This is a genomic window from Halorubrum sp. 48-1-W, assembly GCF_003287355.1.
Taxonomy (GTDB): Archaea; Halobacteriota; Halobacteria; order Halobacteriales; family Haloferacaceae; genus Halorubrum.
Map to the genome: position 1 here is coordinate 1 of NZ_QMIM01000067.1, position 1,165 is coordinate 1,165.

General features: G+C 60.0%; 1 protein-coding gene. It reads left to right on the plus strand.

Features of this window, described 5'->3' with window-relative positions:
• Window positions 1-48: 48 nt before the first annotated feature.
• Window positions 49-1,165 (plus strand): ArgE/DapE family deacylase (locus DQW50_RS17520; RefSeq protein ID WP_112080533.1); only part of this gene is annotated, 1,117 nt, incomplete at its 3' end.

The following is a 1,165-nucleotide window of genomic DNA, read 5'->3' on the forward strand; positions in this document are numbered from 1 at the left end:
TTTCTGCTACCCAAAGGATTAATCGGATATCTCGTGAGTCGGGAGACGATGAGTGTCACGAAGTCACAAGTTCGAGACTACATCGAGGAGAACCGTGACGAGTTGGTCGAATTTCTTTCCGAACTAGTCGCGGCGGAATCTCTCCCCGGACAGGAGCAACCCGCACAGGCGGTTATGCGCAAGAAGTTCGAGTCGCTCGAACTCGATATCGATGCTTGGGAGCCCGATATCGAGGATCTGAAGGACCATCCAGCCTTCTTCGAAACGAACACCTACGAAGAGTACGGGTACGACGGGCGTGAAAACCTGGCTGCGACCGCCCCCGGCTCTGGTGACGGCCGATCGCTCACGTTCAGCGGACACGTGGATGTCGTCTCACCCGAACCGATCGCCGACTGGAACTACGACCCGTGGGACACGACGGTCGAAGACGGACGGATCTACGGCCGCGGTACCTACGATATGAAGGGCGGGGTCGTGGCGATGACCATGGCGTATCAAGCGCTCGCGGAGCTCGGGATCGAACTCGAAGGGGATCTCACGCTACAAACCACGATCGAAGAAGAGGCGGGGGGGATCGGCGGCGTTCTCTCCGCGCTCGAGAGGGGCTATCAGCCCGACGCCGCGATCATCACGGAACCGTCCGGAGTCCCAACTCTCGGTGTTGCGAGCGCGGGGGTTCGGTACTTCCGCGTGCGAGTACCCGGGAAAGCAGCACACACTGCGTTCCAGTTCCAAGGCGTCGACGCGGTAGGAAAGGCGCTCAAGATCTATCAGCGAATGGCCGCTCTCTATGAAGAGCGCAACGAGCGGATCGAAGACTACGAACCCGCAGTCCGCCAATATCCCGACGCGGCCGGCAGTACCACGAACCTCAGTCTAACGAACATCGAAGTGCCGGGATCGTGGACCTCTACCGTCCCAGGCGAGACCGTGATGGAGTATCGGATCGGCTGGCCGCCGAACACGGGTGAAACGAGCGAAGACATCCGCGAGGAAGTCGAATCAGCCATCCAGGAAGTCGTCGACGACGACGAGTGGATGAGCGAGCACCCACCCGAGATCGAGTGGTTCGGCTGGGATGCCGAACCGCACGAGGTGGACTTCGAGAGTGAGTTCTTCAAGCTCGTCTGTACGGAAACCGAGGACGTCACTGGCGGCAAGG